This is a genomic window from Gemmiger sp. An194 (genome assembly GCF_002160145.1).
Lineage (GTDB): Bacteria > Bacillota > Clostridia > Oscillospirales > Ruminococcaceae > Allofournierella.
On record NZ_NFKA01000006.1, the window covers coordinates 26,084 to 42,375 of the forward strand.

15 protein-coding genes are annotated in these 16,292 nt (G+C 62.4%); 3 read left to right on the top strand and 12 right to left on the bottom strand.

Annotation, left to right across the window (positions count from 1 at the left end):
• Nucleotides 1-24: 24 nt before the first annotated feature.
• The 9 genes from B5F28_RS05200 to B5F28_RS05240 all read right to left on the bottom strand — a co-directional run bounded on the left by B5F28_RS05200 (nt 25) and on the right by B5F28_RS05240 (nt 9,373).
• Nucleotides 25-372, bottom strand: coding sequence for an MATE family efflux transporter (locus B5F28_RS05200; RefSeq protein ID WP_343212740.1), 348 nt, complete (start codon nt 370-372; stop codon nt 25-27).
• A gap of 180 nt (nt 373-552) precedes the next feature.
• A complete protein-coding gene (gene eutH / locus B5F28_RS05205) occupies nt 553-1,629 on the bottom strand; it encodes an ethanolamine utilization protein EutH (protein ID WP_158097524.1) in 1,077 nt (358 codons plus the stop codon).
• Between the two features lie 154 nt (nt 1,630-1,783).
• Nucleotides 1,784-2,512, bottom strand: coding sequence for an ATP-binding cassette domain-containing protein (locus B5F28_RS05210; protein ID WP_206423054.1), 729 nt, complete (start codon nt 2,510-2,512; stop codon nt 1,784-1,786).
• A gap of 1 nt (nt 2,513) precedes the next feature.
• Nucleotides 2,514-3,230, bottom strand: a complete 717-nt coding sequence (locus tag B5F28_RS05215; protein ID WP_414600586.1) for an amino acid ABC transporter permease — start codon at nt 3,228-3,230, stop codon at nt 2,514-2,516.
• 86 nt (nt 3,231-3,316) lie between these two features.
• Complete coding sequence (locus tag B5F28_RS05220) at nt 3,317-4,225, bottom strand: transporter substrate-binding domain-containing protein (RefSeq protein ID WP_087294066.1); 909 nt, start codon at nt 4,223-4,225, stop codon at nt 3,317-3,319.
• Nucleotides 4,226-4,537: 312 nt separating this feature from the next.
• Nucleotides 4,538-5,806, bottom strand: coding sequence for a nickel-dependent lactate racemase family protein (locus B5F28_RS05225; RefSeq protein ID WP_087294068.1), 1,269 nt, complete (start codon nt 5,804-5,806; stop codon nt 4,538-4,540).
• 4 nt (nt 5,807-5,810) lie between these two features.
• Nucleotides 5,811-6,488 carry a GNAT family N-acetyltransferase gene (locus B5F28_RS05230; protein ID WP_087294070.1) on the bottom strand — a complete coding sequence of 226 codons (678 nt, stop codon included), beginning with the start codon at nt 6,486-6,488 and terminating at the stop codon, nt 5,811-5,813.
• 6 nt (nt 6,489-6,494) lie between these two features.
• Nucleotides 6,495-8,534 (bottom strand): M28 family peptidase, encoded by a 2,040-nt coding sequence (locus B5F28_RS05235; protein WP_087294072.1) that lies wholly within the window; start codon nt 8,532-8,534, stop codon nt 6,495-6,497.
• Nucleotides 8,535-8,962: 428 nt separating this feature from the next.
• The gene (locus B5F28_RS05240) at nt 8,963-9,373 is read right to left on the bottom strand and encodes an RrF2 family transcriptional regulator (protein ID WP_087179927.1); all 411 of its coding nucleotides are present in this window, start codon (nt 9,371-9,373) and stop codon (nt 8,963-8,965) included.
• Nucleotides 9,374-9,771: 398 nt separating this feature from the next.
• Here B5F28_RS05240 and B5F28_RS05245 point away from each other — a divergent pair, with 398 nt between their 5' ends.
• Nucleotides 9,772-10,146 carry a desulfoferrodoxin family protein gene (locus B5F28_RS05245; RefSeq protein WP_087294074.1) on the top strand — a complete coding sequence of 125 codons (375 nt, stop codon included), beginning with the start codon at nt 9,772-9,774 and terminating at the stop codon, nt 10,144-10,146.
• Between the two features lie 52 nt (nt 10,147-10,198).
• Here the strand turns inward: B5F28_RS05245 and B5F28_RS05250 are convergent, their stop codons facing one another.
• Complete coding sequence (locus B5F28_RS05250; RefSeq protein WP_247643422.1) at nt 10,199-10,933, bottom strand: ZIP family metal transporter; 735 nt, start codon at nt 10,931-10,933, stop codon at nt 10,199-10,201.
• A 357-nt stretch (nt 10,934-11,290) separates the two neighbouring features.
• Complete coding sequence (locus B5F28_RS05255; protein ID WP_087294076.1) at nt 11,291-11,803, bottom strand: CYTH domain-containing protein; 513 nt, start codon at nt 11,801-11,803, stop codon at nt 11,291-11,293.
• Between the two features lie 172 nt (nt 11,804-11,975).
• Between B5F28_RS05255 and B5F28_RS05260 the strand changes: the two genes are divergently transcribed.
• Together B5F28_RS05260 and B5F28_RS05265 are read left to right on the top strand one after the other, a co-directional pair.
• Nucleotides 11,976-13,205, top strand: a complete 1,230-nt coding sequence (locus tag B5F28_RS05260) for a class I SAM-dependent rRNA methyltransferase (RefSeq protein WP_087294078.1) — start codon at nt 11,976-11,978, stop codon at nt 13,203-13,205.
• 286 nt (nt 13,206-13,491) lie between these two features.
• Nucleotides 13,492-15,582 carry a glutamine synthetase III family protein gene (locus B5F28_RS05265; RefSeq protein WP_087294080.1) on the top strand — a complete coding sequence of 697 codons (2,091 nt, stop codon included), beginning with the start codon at nt 13,492-13,494 and terminating at the stop codon, nt 15,580-15,582.
• 148 nt (nt 15,583-15,730) lie between these two features.
• Here the strand turns inward: B5F28_RS05265 and B5F28_RS05270 are convergent, their stop codons facing one another.
• Nucleotides 15,731-16,273, bottom strand: a complete 543-nt coding sequence (locus tag B5F28_RS05270) for a hypothetical protein (protein ID WP_087294082.1) — start codon at nt 16,271-16,273, stop codon at nt 15,731-15,733.
• Between the last annotated feature and the right edge of the window lie 19 nt (nt 16,274-16,292).

The window sequence follows — 16,292 nt, forward strand, 5'->3', positions numbered from 1 at the left end:
TCGCACCGGCCCGGCTTTTCTGTTTTATCCGGCGGAACGCTCCGCCCGGCTTTGATACCACCGGCAGGCGGCAATGCACAAAAGGATCTGAACCGCCGAGGAGATGGGTGTGCCCAGACCGATCTCAAACAGACCCACTCCCGGGATACGGCTCATCAGATACACTACCGGAATGCGCACGCAGAAGGCGCCCACCACACCCTGCACCATCACAAACACGGTGCGGCCGCAGCCGTTGAAGCAGCCCACAAAGCAGAACAGCACCGCGGTGAGCAGGCAGTCGATGGCATAGGCCTTCAGATAGGCGTGGGCCTCGGCAATGACCAGCGGGTCAGCAGTGAACAGCCCGGCCAGCTGTGCGCCGCCGAACAAAGGCGGTGCCCGCAAACCGCCCCACGATGATCAGGTCCGCTGCGCCGTACATGGCCTGCAAAAACAGCGCCGCCAGAATGTTGCCCCGGGTCAGCGCCGGGGCGTTTTTTCACTTTGCCCGTTCATAAAATTCTCCTCTTTGTGTTGCGCAGAGCGAAAAAAGAGCCGGCAAAGGGGTTGTCACGCGGGCTGTTTGTTTTTGGTGAACTTCAGCGCCAGCGCCGCTGCCAGAACGCCCGCCAGAATCTTGCACACAAAGAACGCCGCCACGCTGCGCGAATCGCTCACGCTGGACACAAAGGCCATCTGCCCGCCCAGCACGAAGGCCCCGCTCACCGACACCGCCGCGTTCATCACCTTGCCCCGCACATCCATGCGGGAGTAAAGGGGCAGCATGGACACGGTGGACACCAGCGAGGCCAGCAGCCCCAGCACCGCGTATTCGTTCACGCCCAGCCGCCCGGCCACCCGGCGCACCGCCTCGCCGCAGCGGGCCAGCAGCAGAGCCGTGGCCACCATGGCGCCGCACACCACCACCGTGATCTTGAACACGATGATCAGCGCCTCGGCCACCAGGCTCTGGGGGGCGATGGCCAGCCCGGGCAGAAACAGGCCCAGCGCCACCGCGCCGAAGGCCAGCACGCCCAGCACCCGCACCGCCTCGCCAAAGCCCGCCAGCGCACCCAAACAGAGCCGGGGCGCTTTGGCCAGACCCAGCACCAGCAGCGCGCAGAGCACCAGCACCGGCCACAGATTCTGCGCCAGTGCCAGCGGCGCAAGGCCCAGCGCCAGCCCGCCCGCCACCAGGCCCGCGGGCAGGGCGATCAGACCCCACACCACGCCCTGCATAAAGCCGGTGACCTGATAGTTTTCCAGACTGCCCAGAGCGATGGGCAGCGTAAAGCTCACAAGGCAGCCCAGAGTGGAGGCCACCAGCAATCCGCTGTAGGCCGCCAGAGCCTCGCTGGCCGCCAGCTGGCTGGCGGTGGCCCAGCCGCCCATGTCCGGGGCCAGCAGCATGCCCGCCAGCAGCGACGCGTCGAAGGGCAGCGCCCGGCTCACCGCCGAAAGCCCGCCCTCCAGCGCACCCACCGCGGCGATGATGAGGCAGTAGATACCGGTCATGGAAAGGCTCAAACCGCCCATGGCCGCAAGCCCCCGGTCCAGCTCGGCGGCAACGCCCAGCCGCCCGCCCAGAGCCTTATCAAACAGGCCCAGGGCCGCAAAGCAGAGCAGTATCCCGATGCAGATATTCATGGTTTTCTCCCCCGTTTTTCCGTTTGCACCCGGGCACAAAAAAGCGGCCCGGCCCCCTTTTGCAAGGGGAGCCGCGCCGCGTTGTTTTGTTCTGTGCTCCGGGCGCGTCATGCCCAGTATATCACATTTTTTTGCCGCCGCGAAGCGGGGTTTCTCACAGGTTCAGCACCTTGGACAAAAAATCCTTCAGCCGGTCGTCGTGGGGATCTGCGAACAGGTCCCGGGCGGGCCGGTCCTCCCGGATCTGGCCGTCGGCCATGAAGATGACCCGGCTGGACACCTCGCGGGCAAAGCTCATCTCGTGGGTGACCACCACCATGGTCATGCCCTCGGCGGCCAGGTCCTTCATAACCTGCAGCACCTCGCCCACCATCTCGGGGTCCAAAGCGCTGGTGGGCTCGTCGAAGAGCATCACGTCCGGCTCCATGGCCAGCGCGCGCACGATGGCCACGCGCTGCTTCTGGCCGCCGGAAAGCTGGGCGGGGTAGCTGCCCGCCTTATCCGCGAGGCCCACCCGGTCCAGCAGCTGCAGGGCCTTTTCCTCGGCGGCCTTGGGGTCCATCTTGCGGATCTTCACCGGCGCGGCGGTGATGTTCTGCAGCACGGTCATGTTGTTGAACAGGTTGAACTGCTGGAACACCATGCCGATCTTCTGGCGGTGCAGGTCGATGTTGGTCTTTTTGTCACAGATGTCCACGCCTTCAAAGAACACATGGCCGCCGGTGGGAACCTCCAGCAGGTTCAGGCAGCGCAGAAAGGTGCTTTTGCCGCTGCCGGAGGGGCCGATCACCGCCACCACCTCACCCTTGCGGATGGTGGTGTTCACGTCCTTGAGCACATGCAGCTTGCCGAAGGACTTATTCAAATCTTTTACAACGATCAGTTCATCTTGTGCCATTGGCCATTTTCCTTTCTGCAAACGCGATCAGACGGGAGGTGAAGAAGGTCATGATAAAGTAGATGATGGCAGCCACGGCAAGGGTCTCCAGCTGGATGTAGGTCACCGACATCACGCCGCTGGTCTGATACATCAGATCAGCGATGCCGATGATCGACACGATGGAGGATTCCTTGATGACGGTCACGAACTCGTTGCCCAAAGCGGGCAGGATGTTCTTGATGGCCTGGGGCAGCACCACCATCATCAGGGTCTGGCTCTGCTTGAAGCCCAGACTGCGGGCGGCCTCGGTCTGGCCCTTGTCCACCGCCTGGATGCCGCTGCGCACGATCTCGGCCACATAGGCGGCGCTGTTGATGCTCATGGCAAAGATGCCGGCGGCAAAGCGGTCGAAGTTGGGAATGAACGATACGGTGGGGAAGGTGATGCCCGCCATGGGCAGACCGTAAAAGATAAACATCAGCTGGATCATCAGCGGGGTGCCGCGGATGAACTCGATGTAGGCGGTGGCAAACCAGCGGGTGGGCTTGAGCTTGCCCATCTTCATCACGGCCAGCAAAGTGCCCAGAATGGTGCCCAGCAGCACCGCGAAAAAGGCGATGATAAGGGTATTCATCACGCCCTGCCCAAAAAAGCTGCTGTATTTGGTGGCGATGCGGACCATCCGGTCCAGAAAATACAAAAGCCCTTCAATCGGATTCATACAGTACCTCTCTTATTGGAAAACACAGCAGCATCCTCACGCCCCGGAATGGTGCGTGAGGATGCCTTTTCTTTTTGATGCGCGGCTCAGATGCCCATGCTCTGGCTCAGCTCCACCGCTTCGTCGTAGGCGGCCTGGAAGGAACCGTCGGCGGTCACGTTGGCGATCACCGCGTTCACCAGCTCCTTCAGGTCCTCCTTGCCCTTGGCCAGCACGGCGGCCTTGCCGAAGTTGGCCTCCTCCTGGCTGAAGGTGAAGTTGGCCTGGGCGATGCCCGGGTTATTGGCCACCAGGCCCTCACCCACAGCGCCGTCCACCACGATGGCGGCAATGTTGCCGTTGGCCACTTCCATGGCCAGAGCGGGCCATTTGTCCAGCTCGAACAGCTTGGAATCGGGCAGAGCGCTCTGGATCAGCTTGCTCTGGGTGGTGCCGCGCTGGGCGCCAACCTGCTGGCCGGCCAGGGACTCCTTGGTGGTGTAAACTTCCTCATTGCCCTTCTTGACGATCAGCATCTGCTCGTCCTTCTGGTACATATCGGTGAAGTCGATCTCCTTGGCGCGCTCCTCGTCCACGGTGAAGGCGGCGATGCCGATGTCCACCTGGTTGGACTTCACGGCGGGGATGATGCCGTCGAAGGCCATGTCCATTACTTCCAGCTCAACGCCCAGAGCGTCGGCGATCTGCTGGGCCAGCCACATGTCGCAGCCCACGAAGTTGGCATTCAGGTCCTTGAACTCGAAGGGAGCGTACTGGGCCTCGGTGCCCACCACCAGCTTGCCCTTGGCCTTGATGGCCTCGATGGTCTCGCCGGTGTAGGAAGAGTAGTCGTAAGCAGCGGTGGAAGCGCTGGCAGCTTCGGAAGAAGCGCCGGTGGAGGCGGCCTCAGAGGAAGAAGCAGCGGCGGAAGAGGCGGTGCTGGAAGAAGCGCCGCCGCAGGCGGCCAGGCTCAGGCTGAGAACAGCCGCCATGGCAATGGCAAGAAACTTTTTCATGGTTGGATTCCCTCCGTATATGGGGCGGCTTCGGGATGCTGTTGGTTCCCCGGTCGGGCTCCCTTTGCCCGGCCCGCGCCGCCGTGGTTTGTTTTCGATTGGCTTTCTGGGGGGCGTCGGCCCCGTCCATGTGTATAATTATACGCGCCATTCCGATTTTTGCAAGGCATTTTTGCAAAAATATTCAGTCTCAGAGGGTTTTTCCATGAATCTCACAAAACCGGACCGGCTTTGGCGGCGGCTCTGTGCAGTTTGCACGGAAGCAAATGCATAAACATTCATTATGCAATGAATATGCAGCAGCTTCTCCGGTCACTTCACCGCCGGGATAACGGTGGAGCCGTTGGGGATCACATACACCAGCTTGCCGTCCAGCTCCAGCTGGCGGCACAGCTCGGCCGGGTCGGTGAAGGCCTTGATGCCCATGCGCGCCAGCGGCTCGGCGGGGGCGGTGGTGAGCATGCGGATGTTATACCGGGCGGCCTGCTCGCAGTTCAAATAGAAGATGTAGCCGGGGATGGTGAAGTTCTTGCGCAGGTCCGCGTCCAGGGTACCGGCGCAGAGGGAGTCCACCCAGTCAAAATATTCGGCGGGGCCGCCGCCGTCCCGGCATTCGGCCAGCAGCACCAGCGTTCCGCCCTTTTTCAGGCCGAACTCCACGTTGTCGATGGTCTTGGTGCCCTGATACAGCGACATATCCTTCGGGTAGCCGCCGCAGCTGGTGATGATCACATCCGCCTTTTCCGGGATGGGGGTCTGGTACATGGCGTCAGCGGCCTTGCAGGCCTCCAGCCAGGAATCCAGCCAGTGACCGGCGGTGATGCGGGCCAGCTTCATGCCCGCGTTCATCACCAGATTCACCACATACAGCTGCTCCACCATGGCCGCCGCCTCGCACATGTCCTCGTGCAGGGGGTTGCCCTTAAGCACCGCGTTGCCGATGGCCGGGTTGGAGTGGGGCTCGTTGGGGTCCAGCGAATGGGCGTGGTTCTGCTGGATGGTCTTCATGGAGGCGATGCCGGGCAGGATGCTCTTGCGTCCGCCGCCGAAGCCCGCCATCACGTGCTGGGTGGCCGCGCCCAGAGCCACCACCTTGCGGCCCACCGCCAGCGGGTTCACCACCACATCGGTGCCCCGGCTGGTGGTGCCCAGATAAACAAGGTCGTCGGCCAGGCAGTCGTGGTTCACCACCCGCACCCGGTCATAGACCGCATCGGTCACCAGCGTGCGCAGCTCGGCCTCGTCGCCGCCGATGTGGGTGCCGTTGGCCACCAGAATGACCAGGTCGTCGGTCTTGATGCCGCATTCCTTCTCCATATACTCCACCAGCGCCGGGATCACCAGATCCTGCCGCATCCAGAAGCGGCTCATGTCGCTGATGATGAGGGTCACCGCATCGCCGGGCTGCAGCCAGCCGCGCAGGGGCTTTTCGTGGATGGGCGCTTCCAGCGCGGCGCGCAGGGCGGCGGGGATGTCTTCGATGGGGGGCTCGTTGTGGCCGCGCAGCTCCTGGTACCGGGCATTCTCCGGCAGATCCAGCTGGACCCGGCCGCTTCCGTAGGCAAAATCAAAGCAGGGCATATCTTCACATTCCTTTCTGTGGGGCGGCCGGCGCTTTGGGCCGCAGCGGCGCGCCGGGCTGGCGCACCAGACAGTATTGGGTCAGTTCAAAATGGCTTTTCAAGGTCTTGTACACATCAAAGCCGTAGTGGTTGTAGCGGGGCAGGTTGGCCGGGTTGTGGGTCTCCAGCGAGATGAGCAGCCCGTGTTCGTCGGCGTAGTCCAGTACCGGCTGGATCATCTTGTGGCCCACCCCCGCGCCCTGTAAGGCCGGGCGCACCGCGAAGTAGATCAGCTGCATCCGGTTATCCGGCAGCTCCTCGGTCCAGCGGGAGTTCAGATACTGCCGGCCCAGAAAGAAGTTCCACAGGGTTTTCAGCGACCAGTCCTCCCGCACCAGACACACATCGGTTTTCAGGGCGTAGAAGGCCTCGGTGGAAAAATACCGCAGCGGGTCGTAGGGCTCGGTCTCGTCGTCCAGAATCACCAGCCCGCCCACCTCGTGGCTGTCCGCATACACGTTGCAGCAGGAGAGCATCTCGTTGGCGTCGCAGTTAAAAATTTCCGGCAGGGTGCGCTGGCGCACATCCGCGTCCGGGATCAGCTGGCGATACAAGGGGTCCGCCTGAAAGCACTCGGTCAGGGTGCGGATCACGTTGGGGATGTCGTATTCCGTGACCCGGTAAAGTCGGTCGGTCTGCACGGCGGCTCACTCCCCTTTCCCGGCAAAAAATTCGCCGGTGGCCTGCTTGAGGGCCTTGCTCAGCCGGGCAAGGTCGGCGGTCTCGTTCTTGACGATTTCTTTCAGCAGCTCCTGCTGGTCCTTTTTCAGCTGCTTGACCTGGGCCAGGGCGGCGGTGTGGTCCGGCTTTTCGGCGGTTTCCTCCGCCTTGATGCGGCGCAGAAGACTCCCCAGCGCCAGCCGTTCCTGCAAGCGGCCCGCGCCCCACATCAGCCGCTCGGGGGGCTGGTTGCGGGCCTTGTCCGCAAAGTAATCCACCACCGCCGGGTCAAAGGCGTTGGCGTAACGGTTGTCGTCGATGTCGCACAGGCTCTCCACCGCCTGTTTGCCCATGCCCGCGGCCAGCTGCCAGGCGGCGGTGTGCAGCGCGCTCAGGTTGGCCTGGGTGTTCTCGTGGGGGAAGATGGCGTTTTCGCTCCAGTCCAGCCGCACGAAGCAGTCCTGCGCAAGGCGGAAAATCTCCAGCAGGCGGCGGCGCAGCGCGGCGCGGTCCGCCTCCTCCATCGTCACCTCGCCCTGATTCACCTTCCAGACCCAACGGGTGAGCTTGTCCGCCCGGCGGGCGGCTTCGGCCAGCTTTTTGCGGAAGGCGCCCTCGGTCTGGGGGCTCAGCTTCTGGCTGGTCAGGCTGGCATCCAGCGCCCACAGCCGCTCGGCAAAGTCCAGCGGAGGCAGCACGCAGCGGTCCAGCCGCAGCAGCACCCAGGTGTAGAACAGATGGTGGAACAGATACACCTTTTCATCGTATGCCCTGTCGTTGTCAAACTGGGAGTGATAGTGGGTGGCCATGAACCGGCCGCCGCCGAACTCGTCCACCATGCTGGGCACGCCGCCGATGGCCATGGAGAAATCGTCCGACCAGGTCTGCACCGGGCAGACGACCCCCACGCCCTTGGGGTAGAGGTTCGCCACCTCCTGGGGCAGGGCGCGGATGCACTCCTTCAAAAAGCGCTTCAGCTCGTACACGCTGCGCACCTGATGCTTTTTGCCGTGGGCGTGGGCGGGCAGCTCCAGATTGATGTTGGCGATGACCCGGCCCGCCCAGTCCGGCCGGACCCGGAAGATCTGATTGTAAGCGCCGGTGGACCAGTCGTAGCGGCTGTCGATCACGCCCCATTCCTCGGCGGCGAAGGCGCAGAACACCAGCGTCTTTTTGGGCTTGTAGCCCGCCAGCTTCAAAGCCCGGGCCATGCCCAGCATCAGGGAAACGGCGGTGTTGTCGTCCTGAAAGCCCTCAAAATAGGAATCGTAGTGGGCGCTCACCACCACCATCTCGTCGGTGTCCTCACCGGGCAGGGTGCCCACGATGTTGTAGCTCTCGGTTTCGGGCATCACGGTGGACAATGCGTCCAGCGTCACCTCGGCGCAGCGGCCGAAGCCAAGGTGCGCCGCTTCGGCCAGAGCGGCCGCGTCCTTGCGGGCGATGGAGAAGGCCGGCGCCTGCCGAGGGCCGCAGATGTTCTGGGCGTTCAGCGCCTGCTCGTTCACCTCGCCGTAGCCGCCCGCCTGCACCGCCAGAATGGCTGCCGCGCCCCGCAGATGGGCCTGATAGGCCGGATAGTTGATCCACCAGTCGTTTCGCTGGTTGATGTGCACCAGCACCAGCTTGCCCCGCACGTCCAGCCGGTCCAGCTCGGCGGCGGTGCCGGTGCCCGCGTCGATGAGGGTGTAGTGCTTCGGGCCCTTGGTGTCGAAGTCGGTCTGGTAGCTGCCCAGCTCGGCGGTGTGGGCGCGGCCCTCTTCGTCTTTATAAGTAAGGCGGGCGTGGTGGAAGTCCCACCCGTCCAGCGTAAAGCGGTGCTTTTCCACCGAAAGGCCGATGGCACGCATCTCGGCGGCCAGCACTTCGCCGGTCTCGAACTCGGCCCGGCTGCCGGCGGTGCGGTAGCCCAGCACCGGGTTGGTGCGGGGCTCCTCCATCCGCTTTGCCAGCACGTAGGAATAAGAGATATCCAGATACCGCCGGATGCGGTTCCACTCCTGCAGCTGCTGTTCGATTGTTTCCATACTCGGTTCCCCCTCCAAACGGCGAGCCGGTTTGGCTCGACCGCGCAAATTAATCCATTTTAATCTTGGTATATCACAGCCGCCGGGCTTTGTCAAAACAAAAAGCCGGGGAGCCTTAGCCGGGGTGACATAAGAAAACAACGCCGGAAAAGGCCCGCTTTTGCGGGATTGCAGCGTCAAAGCCCCTTGACAACCACCAAGGGTGCCTGCGAGGCTTTTCCTTGCACTCCCATCAAAATCGGGCCTTTTCCGGTGCTTCGCAGTTCTGCCCCAGGATTTTGGATGCAGAAAGTGCGAAAAGGGGCAGAGCAAGCCTTGGTGGCTTGCCTGCCCCTTTGAACATTTTGTGCGCCAAAATCCTACGGCAGAACCGTCGTTTTCTTGTGCCACACCGGCCTTACTCCCCGGCCCGTTGTTCTGTTTTCGCTTCAGGCGGGCTGTTCGGCGAGCAGCTGCTGCACCGTAACCGACCGCATGGAATTTTCCATCACCTGCTGCAGCTCCAAGAAGTAGTGCTGCATGCCCGCGATGGCGCCGCTCTGCTCCGGCGTTTTTGCCGTATCATCCAGGCAGCGGCCCAGCATGGTGTGGTCCTCCATACAGGTGATGATGTCCAGCATGGTGATCTGGCTGGCGGGGCGGCCCAGCTTGTGGCCGCCGGTCACGCCGCTGCGGGCCTGCACCAGCCCGGCCTTTTTCAGCCGGCTGAGCACCCGAGGAATCACATTTTCCGGCACATCCATGGCCGCGGCAATCTTGCCCGCCTGCGCATAATCGGTCTGCTGCGCCAGATAAAGCATGCAGCGGATGCCGTAATCCGTTTCCAAACGCAAACGCATGGGAAATCGCGTCCTCCTTTCCGTTGTTCTCAAACTCTCTCATCCAAATATTGATAAAACGCCCGCAGGCAGGATGTATAAAGCCCGCGAGCGGAGTGATATTCCTTTGGAATCCCGTCAAAGCGGGTGGATTATTTAAATAATGATTTAAATAAAAGAAAGTTCATTGTTTAATCATAGTATGGATGGCTGTTTTTGTCAATAAAAGTACGATCATTCGCAAGCAACATTTCACAATTTGTTAAGATTCTTTGCGCCGCCGGTGAACTCGGCCTGTATTTTGTGTGACATTGTCGCTTTTTTCGCCCATAAGGCAGTTGTAAAACCGCTCAAAATCGAGTAAAATGGTAGACAAGGACCCCCTTTGATTGACGAGCGCAGGGAAAGGAGCGTTTGGTATGGAATTCTATCGTTGTGAACACTGTGGCAATATTGTTGCCTTTTTGAACAAGAGCGGCGTGCCCGTGGTCTGCTGCGGGGAGAAGATGAAGCTGCTGGAGCCCGGCGTGGTGGATGCCGCGGTGGAAAAGCACCTGCCGGTGGTGGCCGTGAACGGCCGCACGGTGACGGTGAGTGTGGGCAGCGTGGCCCATCCCATGACCGAGGAGCACCTGATCCAGTGGATCGTGCTGGAAACCAGCCAGGGCTGGCAGCAGAAGGCGCTTTCCGCCGGGGACGCCCCGGAGGTAAAATTCGCGCTGGCCGAGGGCGAGGCCCCGGTAGCCGCCTGGGCATACTGCAACCTGCACGGCCTGTGGAAGACCGTGATCTGACCCTGAAAAACACATTGGCCCCCGGAGAACTCCGGGGGCCTTTTTCTGTATTTCAGCCCAGCGCCAGGTTCAGCGCCATCAGCAGGCCGAAGCCCACCGCCGCCGCCAGAACGCCCCCGGCCCCCTGCTGCGCCGCCGCGGCCAGCGGCTCCTGCACCGCCGCCGCCAGCATCACTCCGGCGGCCAGCGCCAGCAGCCAGGGCATCAGCCCGGCCAGCACGCCGCCCGCAAGCATTGCCGCCAGCGCCGCGCCCAGGGGTTCCACCAGTCCGCTGGCCACCCCCGCGCCGAAAGCCCTCCAGCGCCCGGCCCCGGCCCGCCAGATGGGCAGGCTCACCGCCGCGCCCTCGGGCAGGTTCTGCAGGCCGATGCCCACGCTCAGCGCCAGCGCACCCGCCGCGGCTCCGGTCTGACCGGCTGCGCCCGCCGCGGCCAGACCCACCACCATGCCCTGGGGCAGGTTGTGCAGCCCGATGGCCACCGCCGCGCCCCAGCCGCCGGACCTGCCCGGCCGGGCGGAGCCGTTTTCCAGCGCACCCGCCAGCCGCTCGGCCAGCAGCAGAAGTGCCGCCCCGGCCACCAGCCCCGCCGCCGGGGCAAGCCACCCGCTCTCGGCCGCGGGCAGCAGCAGATTGAACACACAGGCCGCCAGCATCACGCCGCCGGCCAGCCCCTGGCCCGGTCCGCCGCCGGGCGCGGGCCGGGCCAGAAACACCGCCCCCGCCCCCAGTGCGGTACACAGGCAGGGAAAGGCGGTCATGGAGACCGCCGTCAGAATCTGGTGCATCTTGTCTCTCCCCCTTTCCTCTGCCCTCACCCTATGCGAAGGGGGCGGCGGGGGTTCCTGACCGGAGCGCCTGCGTCCATGGGGGGAAACCTGCCTGTTTTCAACGCTTTCCACTTTTTTGTGTGGAAAACCCGCTGAAAAGGGCCCCGGTTTTCCACAATGAGGAAACTGCCGGGGCCTTCTGTTTGCTGAAAATAATTCCTGTTACCTGGTTTTTGCCATTTTCCCACCATTTTTTTGCAGGGATTTTACAAAACACCGGGTTTTCCACACCCGGTGGAAACCCCCGATGTTGAAAACCTGTCGAAAACCGTGGAATACTTTTCGTATTTTTGTGGAAAACTTTCCCGCCGGGAATTACTCCACCCGGTATTCGTCGGCCAGATCCCCCCGGGTGGCGCACCAGTAGGCGGCCATGCTCTGACCGGGGGTGCCGGTGACCTCATCGGACAGATACTCCGCCAGCGCGCCGGGCTGCCAGGCGCGGGCGGCGTCCTCGCTGTCAAATTCCACCTCGGCGTAGAAGAACTCGCCGGGCTGGCCCGCGTCCACCTGGTTCACCTCCAGCACAAGGCCGCCCTCCAGCCGGTAGCGGCGCTGCTCCTTCTGAATGAGCGGCCGCTGCAGAAAGGCCTCCAGCCGGGCAAAGAGCGCCGGGTCGATGGGCGCTTCGATCTCCTCCCGGGCCAGGCCATCCGCGCTGGCCTTGCCTTTAAAGCAGAGGATGTAATCGGTTTTGCCCTCACTTTCCTCGCTGCGGATGCGCACGGTGGGGCGGGTCGTCACATAGCCCTGGCGCATCACGAAGGTTTTCACGGGGGCAAGGCCCTGGGGCCAGCCCTTCACCAGCCACTTGCGTTCGATCTCCATGGTCGTTTCTCCTTTTTCAGGGCCTGCACCGGCGGCGGATTTCGCTTGCCACCGGGATGCAAACCGGGTATACTGGAATTAATAGTAAAAATTTTTGCAGTCGGGGCCGGGCGGCCCCGCACAAACGCTCGGTTTTATTATAAAAGAAACCGTCAGGAAAGGAAAGTGTACCATGAAACAGACCCGTCCCTACCCCGTTTACACCGTGACCAAGAAGGCCGAGAACAGCATTCTCAGCGGCCATCCCTGGGTCTATGCCGACGAGCTGACCGGCCAGCCGGAATCGCAGCCGGAAAACGGCGCGCTGGTGGATGTGCTGAGCGGCAAGGGCCGTTACCTGGGCACGGGTTTTCTGAGCTGGGAGAGCAAGATCCGCATCCGGCTGATCAGCCGTAACGCCAACGACAGCTTCGACGAGGCCTTCTGGCGGCGGCGCTTTGAATACGCCTGGGCCTACCGCAAGACCGTGATGGGTGAAGAGGACCTTTCCTGCTGCCGGGTGATCTTCGGCGAGGCGGACCAGATGCCCGGCCTCACCGTGGACCGCTTCGGCGACATTCTGGTCACCCAGACCCTGTCCTACGGCATGGAGATCCGCAAGGCCCAGCTGTTCCCTTTGCTGGTGGATGTGCTGCGCGCCGACGGCCAGATCATCAGCGGCATTTACGAGCGCAACGATGTGGCCCTGCGCGCCCGGGAGGGCCTGTTTGAAAACAAGGGCTGGTTCGAGCTGCACGGCGAGGACCACCCCGCCTCCACCGTCACCGAGATCTGCGAGAACGGGGTGCGCTACGCGGTGGATTTTGAGAACGGCCAGAAGACCGGCTTTTTCCTGGACCAGAAATACAACCGCCGCCAGGTGGCAAAGCTGGCCCGGGGCAAGCGGGTGCTGGACTGCTTCACCCACACCGGCAGCTTTGCGCTGAACGCCGCCTACGGCGGAGCCGCCCACGTGACCGCGGTGGATGTGAGCCAGACCGCGGTGGACATGGCCCGGGCCAACGCCCGGCGCAACGGCCTTGAGGACCGGATGGACTTTGTCTGCACCGATGTGTTCGAGCTGCTGCCCACTCTGGAGGGCACCCACAACTACGACTTTATCATTCTGGACCCGCCCGCCTTCACCAAGGCCCGCAAGACCGCGGCCAACGCCATGCGGGGCTATAAGGAGATCAACTACCGGGCCATGAAGCTGCTGCCCCGGGGCGGCTACCTGGCCACCGCCAGCTGCAGCCACTTTGCCACCGAGGAGATGTTCATCAAGATGCTGAAAAGCGCCGCAGCGGACGCCGGCCGCCAGCTGCGCCAGATCGAGGTGCGCCAGCAGTCCCCGGACCACCCCATCCTGTGGAACGTGGAGGAGACCAACTACCTGAAATTCTTCCTGTTCCAGGTGATCTGACCGGCGATCCGGCCCAGCTCCGCCCGAACCGGCACGCTGCCGCCCGCAAGGGCCTTTCCCACCGCCGGAAAGGCGGGGGAAAAATCACACTTTTCGCCGCCGGTTCTCGGCACTGTCACCAACAATTTTTGCCCGCGTGGGCCCGGTCTTTGCAAACCCGCCAAACTGCAAGGCCGGGCCCTTGTTTTGAATTGACGGCGCGTGTAAAAAACCATATAATTTTTTGTGAAATATTCGTATGGGAAACCGCCGGGCCCGTCCGGCCTTTCGTGAGGGAGGAACAGTTATGGCACCAGCCAATACCAAAGAGATCTACGGTTCGCTCGTGTTCAACGAGCATGTGATGAAGGAGCGCCTGCCCAGCGCCACCTACAAAAGCCTGAAAGCCACCCTGCAGCGGGGCGCGGCACTGGATCTGGACCTGGCCAACGTCGTGGCCAGCGTCATGCGGGACTGGGCCATTGAAAACGGCGCCACCCATTACACCCACTGGTTCCAGCCGCTCACCGGCATCACCAGCGAAAAGCACGACAGCTTTTTGAGCCCCAACAAGGACGGCACCGCCATCATGGAGTTCTCCGGCAAGGAGCTGGTGAAGGGCGAGTCCGACGCTTCCAGCTTCCCCAACGGCGGCCTGCGCGCCACCGCCGAGGCCCGCGGCTACACCGCCTGGGACCCCACCAGCTATGCCTTCATCAAGGACGGCACCCTCTGCATCCCCACTGCCTTCTGCAGCTGGACCGGCGAGGCGCTGGACAAGAAGACCCCCCTGCTGCGCAGCATGAAGGCCGTGACCACCCAGGCCAAGCGGGTGCTGCACCTGTTCGGCAAGGAGGTCAGCCATGTGGATGTGACCGTGGGCCCCGAGCAGGAGTACTTCCTGATCAAGAAGGAGCATTACGCCGCCCGTGAGGACCTGATCCTCACCGGCCGCACCCTGTTCGGCGCTGCCCCCTCCAAGGGCCAGGAGATGGAGGAGCACTACTTCGGCGCGCTGCGCGGGGAAGTGTCCGCCTTTATGAAGGATCTGGACCAGGAGCTGTGGAAGCTGGGCGTTTCCGCCAAGACCAAGCACAACGAGGTCGCCCCCTGTCAGCACGAGCTGGCCCCCATCTTCGACCGGTGCAACGTGGCCGTGGACCACAACCTGCTCACCATGGAGATGATGAAGAAGCTGGCCCCGAAGCACGGCCTGGTGTGCCTGCTGCACGAAAAACCCTTCGAGGGCGTGAACGGCAGCGGCAAGCACAACAACTGGTCCCTGTCCGCCCCCGGCATGAACCTGCTGGACCCGGGCGACACCCCCAAGGACAACCTGCAGTTCCTGATCTTCCTGGCCGCCATCATCAAGGCCGTGGATGAATACAACGACCTTTTGCGCATGAGCATCGTGGGCGCGGGCAACGAGCACCGCCTGGGCGGCAACGAGGCGCCCCCGGCCATCGTGTCCATCTTCATGGGCGAGGTGCTGGAGGGCATTCTGGACGCCATCGCCTCCGGCAGCGAGTACGTGGCCCCCGCCGCCGCCAAGATCGACCTGGGCGTGGAGGTCCTGCCTCAGTTCGCCAAGGACGACACCGACCGCAACCGCACCAGTCCCTTTGCCTTCACCGGCAACAAGTTCGAGTTCCGCATGCCCGGCTCCTCGGTGAACATCTCCGACGCCAACACCGTGCTGAACACCGCCGTGGCCAAGGAGCTGAAGGGCTACGCCGACGAGCTGGAGCAGGCCGAGGACTTCGACAAGGCCGTGGTCAAGCTGATCAAGCGCACCATCCGCGACCACAAGCGGGTGATCTTCAACGGCAACGGCTACAGCAAGGAATGGGAAGAGGAGGCCGCCCGCCGCGGCCTGAAGAACGAGCCCAGCGCCTGCGAAGCCCTGGGCGCCTTCGTGGCCCCGAAGAACATCGCTCTGTTCGAGCAGATGGGCGTGCTGAACGAGGCCGAGTGCCGCAGCCGCTACGAGGTAAAGCTGGAGAACTACGCCAAGGTTCGCCACATCGAGGCCGTGACCATGCTGGAGATGGCCCGCCGCCAGCTGGTGCCCGCCGCCAGCCGCTACATGGGCGACATTGCCAAGGGCATGAACCGGAAGAAGTCCGCCTGCCCGGGCATCAGCTGCAAGGCTGAGGAGAAGGTGCTGCGCCAGCTGACCAACTACACCGACGCCATGAGCGACGCGGCCGACCGCCTGGAGGCCTGCGTGGAGAAGGCCGAGCGCAGCGAAGGCGCACTGGCCACCGCCCGCTGCTACCACGACGTGGTACTGCCCGCCATGGCCGACCTGCGCGCCGCCGCCGATGCCGCCGAGTCCATCTGCGGTGCCGAGTACTGGCCCCTGCCCAGCTACAGCACCATGCTGTTCTACGTGTAAGCGTGTAAACGCGGGACAAGCCCCTGCAATCCAAAACAAAACCAGCCGCCGCCCCGGCGCACAAACGGGGCGGCGGCTGGTTTTTTCACACGCAAAAAGACCGGCAGTCCAAAACGGCTGCCGGTCTTCTTTTGCTCGCTTTTATGAATCACTTACGGATCACGGAAATGCTGTCCACTTTGATTTGCCCGCCGTCGGTTACCGTCCGGATAGAGCCGGATATTTCCGTGGAGTCCTGCGCAGATTCGTCCACCGAAAGATGAACGACGAAATTGAATTCCCCCGAATTTTTGCCATTTCGCACGGTCAGTTCGACGGTTTCAGCCGATACGTCCGCTTGGGCATTTTGAGCAATTCCCATTACAATGGTAAAAACCCGCTGATTCAACGCGCTTTCATAGCCGGTTTGCGTCATATCTCCAGCAAACTGCGTATTGCAATATTCCAGCAATTCGGAAGTTTCATCGGAAGTTATTCCAACAGTTGCCAAAACATCTTCACTTGTTTCCAGCTCCATCAGGGTCTGAGCGTCTTCAAGCGTGCATGTGAACGCTTTCTTCAAAAACAACGAAGCAGCTTTCTCTTCCTTGGAAGGAGCAAGTGAAGGGAAAAAGATTCCCGCCACGGCAATCACAACAGCAGCTGCAATCAGTACAAGAATCAACCCACGTTTACTTCTGGAATTTTTCATAATTTAATACATCCATCTC